The sequence below is a fragment of the Sporolactobacillus putidus genome (assembly GCF_014647035.1).
Taxonomy (GTDB): Bacteria; Bacillota; Bacilli; order Bacillales; family Sporolactobacillaceae; genus Sporolactobacillus; species Sporolactobacillus putidus.
In genome coordinates this window covers 95,572-102,413 of record NZ_BMOK01000013.1, presented here as the reverse complement: position 1 = coordinate 102,413, position 6,842 = coordinate 95,572, and the positions used below count along the sequence as shown (strand labels likewise).

General features: G+C 43.9%; 7 protein-coding genes. 2 read left to right on the top strand and 5 right to left on the bottom strand.

Annotated features, from left to right (window positions below; translation table 11 throughout):
• Positions 1-186: 186 nt before the first annotated feature.
• The gene (locus IEX81_RS13430; RefSeq protein WP_188804183.1) at positions 187-981 is read left to right on the top strand and encodes an arginase family protein; all 795 of its coding nucleotides are present in this window, start codon (positions 187-189) and stop codon (positions 979-981) included.
• A 317-nt stretch (positions 982-1,298) separates the two neighbouring features.
• On the opposite strand, the gene IEX81_RS13425 is transcribed toward IEX81_RS13430, so the two are convergent.
• The 3 genes from IEX81_RS13425 to IEX81_RS13415 all read right to left on the bottom strand — a co-directional run bounded on the left by IEX81_RS13425 (position 1,299) and on the right by IEX81_RS13415 (position 3,383).
• A complete protein-coding gene (locus IEX81_RS13425) occupies positions 1,299-1,784 on the bottom strand; it encodes a GNAT family N-acetyltransferase (RefSeq protein WP_188804181.1) in 486 nt (161 codons plus the stop codon).
• Positions 1,785-2,227: 443 nt separating this feature from the next.
• On the bottom strand, positions 2,228-2,521 hold the full coding sequence (locus IEX81_RS13420) for a bacteriocin immunity protein (RefSeq protein WP_188804179.1): 294 nt from the start codon (positions 2,519-2,521) through the stop codon (positions 2,228-2,230).
• A 352-nt stretch (positions 2,522-2,873) separates the two neighbouring features.
• On the bottom strand, positions 2,874-3,383 hold the full coding sequence (locus IEX81_RS13415; protein ID WP_188804177.1) for a type 1 glutamine amidotransferase domain-containing protein: 510 nt from the start codon (positions 3,381-3,383) through the stop codon (positions 2,874-2,876).
• A 238-nt stretch (positions 3,384-3,621) separates the two neighbouring features.
• Here IEX81_RS13415 and IEX81_RS13410 point away from each other — a divergent pair, with 238 nt between their 5' ends.
• Positions 3,622-4,386, top strand: coding sequence for a MerR family transcriptional regulator (locus IEX81_RS13410; RefSeq protein ID WP_188804175.1), 765 nt, complete (start codon positions 3,622-3,624; stop codon positions 4,384-4,386).
• Between the two features lie 330 nt (positions 4,387-4,716).
• Here the strand turns inward: IEX81_RS13410 and IEX81_RS13405 are convergent, their stop codons facing one another.
• Together IEX81_RS13405 and IEX81_RS13400 are read right to left on the bottom strand one after the other, a co-directional pair.
• On the bottom strand, positions 4,717-5,091 hold the full coding sequence (locus tag IEX81_RS13405) for a DnaJ family domain-containing protein (protein WP_188804173.1): 375 nt from the start codon (positions 5,089-5,091) through the stop codon (positions 4,717-4,719).
• 27 nt (positions 5,092-5,118) lie between these two features.
• The gene (locus IEX81_RS13400; RefSeq protein WP_188804171.1) at positions 5,119-6,672 is read right to left on the bottom strand and encodes an FAD-dependent oxidoreductase; all 1,554 of its coding nucleotides are present in this window, start codon (positions 6,670-6,672) and stop codon (positions 5,119-5,121) included.
• Positions 6,673-6,842 lie beyond the last annotated feature (170 nt).

The window sequence follows — 6,842 nt, the reverse complement described above, 5'->3', positions numbered from 1 at the left end:
AGGTGTACATTTTTAGAATAAGATCGTTCTTCTCAGATCAGAGGTTCCGAAAAAAGCTTGACACATACGGCGTAAAAGTGCAGCTTTGCTATTTTTCTGAAAAGCGTTAAAATAAGAAATGTAAACGATTCATTTTATTACTATTATGGAAATCTGCAGGCCTGAATTGGACAAGAGGTGAACGTCATGACCTTGCTGCATGATGGAATCACATTTTTAAATTTTGACGGATCTTACGAACAGCAGAAAAAGCTGACCGCATCTGTTCATCATAAATGGATTGATTTCAGCAATTTGCGGGGAACAAGTCTTTACTGCTCTCCCCGCGCGTTCCGGATCATCAGCAGCAAACTCGGTCTTATTCCCAATAAAGGGCTGACGTTTCTCGGCAGCGGAAACTATCACTATGCCGCCCTGGCTCTGATGCATGAGATCACACGTCCGTTCACTCTGGTTTTATTTGATCACCACACCGATCTGAACAGAGGACAGATCGGATCGTTTCTGTCATGTGGTTCATGGGTCTACCATGCGCTCACTAGTGTTCCCCTCCTGAAAAGAGTGATTATGATCGGACCGAATCCCCTCTCCGCCCGTTCCTTTCCTCCACCGATCAGACGAAAAGTGATCATTTTCCCGGAAAATGGCATTCCGTCAGAAGAACAGATCGATGCCGTCATTCCGACCGAAACCATTCAAATCAGTATCGACAAAGATATTCTCTCTCCACATTTTACAAAGACAAACTGGGATCAGGGAAATCTTTCAATGGATGAACTCTGTCAGACGGTTGCGGTACTTCTATCCAAAAAAGAAGTGGAAGAAATCGATGTATGCGGCGAATGGCCGACAAGACCGCATGAACATTTCAATCAGACAGCGCAGCAGCGGCTGCAGCTGAATGAGAGGAGCAACATGAAGATTGCAAAGATGTTCCTCAAGACATTGAACAGAAAAAAAGTCAGAGAATACAAGCTATGATTCATACATACTTTGACCCGAGGTAATAAAAATCACCCTATGCACAACTATTATTCGCCTCTGACTGACCGCATGAGCAGGCAGAGATCCCACTTTTCTGGTTTACTCCCGGTTGATTTTTTTGTGCATTGAAAAAAAGTTCCTTACTATACAATAAAGTTTTTTACTGGACAAAAGCTCTTTACTCAGTAAGAATAGCTGTTCCAGTAAACGAATAATGTGAAGAAACTGTTGACAGTTTAAGATGAAGTTCGGCCCAATTCGGATATCCTTCTGAATTAAACTGTTGCTCCGTACCACGCAATATTATCCACTACTCAGGTCAAACTTAAGCTCAAAATTAATATTTCTCCATTTTCCCCCATGATCTTTCGCCCTGTATCGATAAACCCAACTTTCTCATACAATTTCTGTGCTTTAAAATTCTTATGATTTACTCCTAAAACAACTTCATTACATTCACTGAAGTTCCCTCTCATAAATGGTTTTAGTTGCCACAAGCCCTTTTCAGCAAAACCTTTTCCCTGTTCTGAATAATTAACCGAAAGGTCCATTAAGAGTAAAGCGTTTGGATTATCCGTATGTTTATTAACAAAGTCATCTGCATATAGAACAAAGAAGCCGACAGCTTTTTTGTCTGCTGTAATAACAATAGGCGATCTATCTGGATTAAGTGAAGCTGTTTCTAGAGCCTTAATGGGCAGAGGGGAATATTTTTGTTGATAACTTGGCAAAGTAAAACGTTTGATACTATCTTCATATACTTGTTTATAGAAATCTAATGATACAATAAATTCTGCCAATTAAAGTGTCTCCTCTCAATTCTTGAGTATTGCTCAGTTTACGTCTGTTCATTATAAGCTTCTTATTATTGATATTCTTAAAGTCACTTTAAAACAGGATTAAAAAAGCGAGCCATGAAAAGATTCACTTTCTATCTTTTGACTATTTTTTTCTATACTCGGATGTTGTTGAAATAATTATCAATATGTAGCCTAATAAAACCATAAAAAAGAATGCTCGATCTATAATATTTCCCTGCTGGATAAAAGAAACAATAAACGCTGGTAATAATAGAATAATGCCAATAGGCAAAAGATAGCATACCGTGAATATCTTTCGCTTGCTTTCATAAACGAACTCCTTTACTGTAAACTCAATTTATTTTTGATGGCATCCATAATGCCAACTAATTCAAATGAAATATCAATTTCAGAACCTAACCATTAACAAAAACTGGTGTATCTTAAAGTATTGTGTTTTTTAAAAGTACAGCTGGATCTGTATATAATAATAAATTTAGAGCTCTCAATAATTCGTTAAGTTCTTTAGGCGGCGCTTTCAATTTATTGTCTAAAATACACATCGAAATTTTATTTTTTAAACTAATTAACATAGGCACATAATTAACTTGCGTTTTTAATTGATAATTATAGTCATTTAATAAATCAATTAATGGTTTGTGATGATTAACATCTAATACTTTTAATGTATTTTCTATAGCTTCTATAGCTTTTATCGCTCTTTTACTCTTATTCATTTGTTTTTACCCCTCATATAAAAGCTATTATATTCTTTTGTCAATTCTATTGTAACAATAACCAACACAATTTCAATAATATTCCCGCAACTTAGCGGATAGTTTAAATATCCATCTGTCACATAAAAAGTTTGATCACTGGACATTAATCTGTCTACTGTGCCGTATTGTACTTTCTTTATTATAGAGCGACAAGGAGTTTTCCATTAACGAGCTTCGTCATGAAATCTACGGGTGAATAATGAAATGGCTGCATGAGTTAGCACCTTCATTGTCAATGATCGTTTTTCCGAAAAAAAGCCGCTGTTCATTCGCTGAACAACGGCTTCGTGCTATTATTTATACCGGATCTTTAAGCGAGAGCTTTCAGGCTTTCGCGATTGAAAGCCGGAATATCGTCAGGCGTGCGGCTTGTCACCAGATTGTGACAAACAACAACTTCTTCATCATGATACTTGGCGCCGGCATTTTTCAAATCCACAGCGATCGATTTGTAGCCGGTCACATTGCGATCCTTCAGCGCTTCGGCAGTAATCAGCAATTGCGGTCCGTGGCAAATCGCGAAGACACCCTTGTCGGCATCCATGAATGCTTTGGTGAAAGCAACAAAACGGTCGTCGTCTCTCAGGTTGTCCGGTGAGTAACCGCCGGCAATCAACAATGCATCGAAATCTTCCGGTTTCACATCATCGATTGACGCATCGGCTGTAACCTTCGTTCCGTGTTTTCCCGTAATGGTCGCACCCTTTTCCGTCCCGATAACGACGACAGTATGGCCGGCTTCTTTGTACGCATCAGCCGGGCCTGTGAATTCAACATCTTCGAAATCATTTGCGAGTACTGCAGCAACCTTCTTTGCCATGAAAAAATCCTCCTTAATTATTTCCATAGTCAACCCGCCGGTCTCCCGTGACAGCTTCAAGAACGGGTTTTCCACTCAACGAAGTGAATTTGCGTTCCTAATTTCAATGATTATTTTAGGGAACACCATGAAAAATATCAAACATCTTGCTTTAAGCAGAAAAAAAATTTAATAATAGAAAAGTCTTGAGCTTGACGTAACGTCATGCTATAAAATGAAAAATGTCAGGGGGGGTTGCATGAACTACACCGTGAAACAGCTCGGCGATCTGGCCGGTGTCAGTGCACGGACACTGCGCTTCTATGATCAGATGGATTTACTGAAACCGGAAAAAATCAATGACTCGGGATACCGGATCTACAGCCGGAAACAGGTTGACCTCCTGCAGCAGATCCTCTTCTATCGTGAGCTTGGTTTCAGCTTAAAAGACATCCGCCGTATTCTTTCCGCACCGGGCTTTAATATCGATACCGCCCTGGCGGAACATTATCACAAATTATTGGCAGAGAGGGAGCGTCTGAACCGACTGATCGCGACAGTCGAAAAAACGCTGTCCGCTGAAAAAGGAGAGATCACAATGACTGATCAGGAAAAATTTGAGGGATTTAAGAAAGAGCTCATCGAACAGAATGAAAAACAATATGGGAAAGAAATACGGGAAAAATACGGAACAGAAACGGTTGAAGAATTCTATAAAAAGTTCGGAAGTATGAGCAAGGAAGACTATGATCAGACTGTCAAAATCCAGGATGAGATGTTTTCCGAACTGGAGAAAGCAATGAAAACCGGAGATCCTCACGGCGGAGCGGCTCAACGCGCGGCGGATCTGCATAGGCAATGGCTTGGTTATTTCTGGACATCCTACACAAAAGAAGCTCACGCCGGACTTGTCCGGATGTATGTAGACGATCCTCGCTTTACGGAACACTATGATAGCCGCCTTGGCACGGGCGGAGCGAAAATACTGCGCGACGCGGTTCTGATTTATACGGGACTTAGTTGATAAAGACAACTTGCCGATTGGCAAGTCTTTAGGCGAAGCCAGAGGCTTAGTTGCGGGGGCCAGGCCTAATGCCGAACATGCCGCAGGACGCGGCGATCTGCTCGGTCCCTTACACACTTTAACCCTTAAGTGTAAAAAAGGGCAGGAGCAATTTTCTCGGATGCTCCTGTCCTTTTTCTGTTTTGCCAGCCGAAACCGTTCTGTGTGAAAAATGCCCGTCCGTTTCCGGCTTTTCTTCCTCGCGAAAGTGGTAAACCGGATCAGGACCCGGTTTACGAAAGACAGGGACCGCTGCTCAATTTATGGAGGGCTGATTCATCCGCCCTCTTCTTACATATGCAGTCGATTGAAAATTCTATTTCGATAATTCCGGAACGCCATCGACTTCCGGACGGATCTCTTTTCCATCAGCTGATTAAACTTCAGCCTCTTTATCCGCAGTTCACTGCTGAGAAGCTGCCGTTCCGATTCGTCCCCGCAGCAGCGGATCAGTTCGTTCAAAGTGACGATGTCTTTTTTCAACTGCAGTTCCTCAGGCAAATATCCCGCGTTTTTCAGCATTTTATAGCCCACGTGCAGATCTTCCGGAACTGCCGATAAGTCTTCATGCTTCAGCGGTTTGCCTTTCCCCTCCAGATTATCAAAGGCGCCGGACTTAAGCCCTTCCTGGATCTTCGCTTCCGCAAGGATGTCAATAATGCTCAAGCGAACAACACCTCTTTTAACACGTATCTAATGTTCACCGTCTGCCCCATGTTTTTCCGCAAAAAGCTGTTTCAAGGACTTTCTCGACGGACCGTCAATGAGTTCTCCGTTCGCTTTGAAGCGCGATCCGTGGCACGGGCAGTCCCATGTCCGCTCGCCCTGGTTCCAGTTTACCTCACACCCCATATGCGGGCAAGTCGTATCGACGATCATCAGTCGCCCGTTTTTATCCTTGTAAGCACCGGCACGTTTTCCATTGAAAGAGATGACCGCTCCTTCGTCAGTCGCCAGATCTTCAATCGAAGTCCGGACTTTTTCCAGCTTTCCTTTGATTAAGTGACCGGCCACTTTGCTGTTTTCAATGAAAAAGCGTTTGATCATCGGATCGGCCGCAAAGCGCGACGGGCTGAAAACCTCGCTGTACGGATTGTTGCGTTCCAGAAGTTGATCCGCCAGCAGCCTCGCGGCAAGCGTCCCCGTCGTCATGCCCCATTTTCTGAAACCCGCCGCCACATAGATATGACGCTTTCCGGCGGACAATCTTCCGATATAAGGGACCTTGTCAAGAGTCGTGTAGTCCTGAGCCGACCAATGGAAAACGATCTTGTTCGCGCCGAAAACCTGATCGGCAAATGCAGCCAGATTCTGAAAATGGACTGCTGTATTCTCTCCACGGCCGGTTTTATGATTCTCACCGCCAACGAGCACGAGTGGCTCCCCGCCCAGGGACAGACTTCGGATCGAGCGCCTCGGCTCCCCCGCACTGAGATACATGCCTTCCGGAATCGGTTGTTCCGTCTCGACAGCCATCAAATAAGAACGTTCGGGATACATTCTCGAAAAGTAGAAGGCCTTGTCATAAAAAGGAAAATGCGAACAGATCAATACGTCCCGGCAATGAATCCGCGGCCCCTCCTGAGTATGGACGACACAGGACGGTTCTTCTTCAATATCAACTGCAAGCGTCTCTTCATAGATCAGAACGCCCATTTTAACCAGTTCCGAGATCAGAAAGTGGAGAAACATCAGCGGATGAAATTGGGCCTGATCCGGCATAGTCAAGGCTTTTTTAACCTGTAGCTGCAGATCCGCTGAATCGGAAAGACTTCCCGGAATGCCCAGTTTTTCATAGGCTTCAGCCTCTTTTTCAATCTCTCCGGCTTCCTTTTCGGACGCCGCGTAAACTAAGGCCGGCTGCTTCTGAAAGCCGCAGCGGATATCTTGTTTCTGAACGATTTGGTCGATCCAATGGAGTGCTTCCCGATTGGCCTGATAGTAGAGTTTCGCTTTCTCCTTGCCAAAATGCCCGATCAGTTCATTATAAATCAAGCCATGCTGAGCGGTTATCTTAGCCGTTGTGTAACCGGTCGTTCCGCTGCAAAGCTGTGCCGCCTCGATTAGAGCGACCTTCATCCCTTCTTTAGCCAGCAAATAGGCGGATATAATCCCAGTAATCCCGCCGCCTACAATCAACGTCTCGGTTTGTATATCTTCTTTCAGCGGCTTAAAGGAGGGCAAATGCACCGTGTCCCGCCAAACCGAACAGGTTTCTTCAGAAAAAGGGGCCGTTTTTTGCTTCATAATTTCAGTCCTTCGCTATGATTGATAATCTTTAGTTTCCCCAATCCAGCAAAGGGTATGCGGAACCCGACATTCCTGGCCTCGATCCGGTACATCTCGCCGCCCTCTGCCGGAATTCTGCACCATCTCTTCATGAAGATGAAGATCCGGCCAAAGTTCGATTCTCCCGG

What these genes read in the sequence shown, in the direction of transcription:
- IEX81_RS13415 (WP_188804177.1), bottom strand. Translation starts at nt 3,383, where the DNA reads ATGGCAAAGAAGGTTGCTGCAGTACTCGCAAATGATTTCGAAGATGTT.
- IEX81_RS13400 (WP_188804171.1), bottom strand. Translation starts at nt 6,672, where the DNA reads ATGAAGCAAAAAACGGCCCCTTTTTCTGAAGAAACCTGTTCGGTTTGG.
- IEX81_RS13430 (WP_188804183.1), top strand. Translation starts at nt 187, where the DNA reads ATGACCTTGCTGCATGATGGAATCACATTTTTAAATTTTGACGGATCT.
- IEX81_RS13410 (WP_188804175.1), top strand. Translation starts at nt 3,622, where the DNA reads ATGAACTACACCGTGAAACAGCTCGGCGATCTGGCCGGTGTCAGTGCA.
- IEX81_RS13420 (WP_188804179.1), bottom strand. Translation starts at nt 2,521, where the DNA reads ATGAATAAGAGTAAAAGAGCGATAAAAGCTATAGAAGCTATAGAAAAT.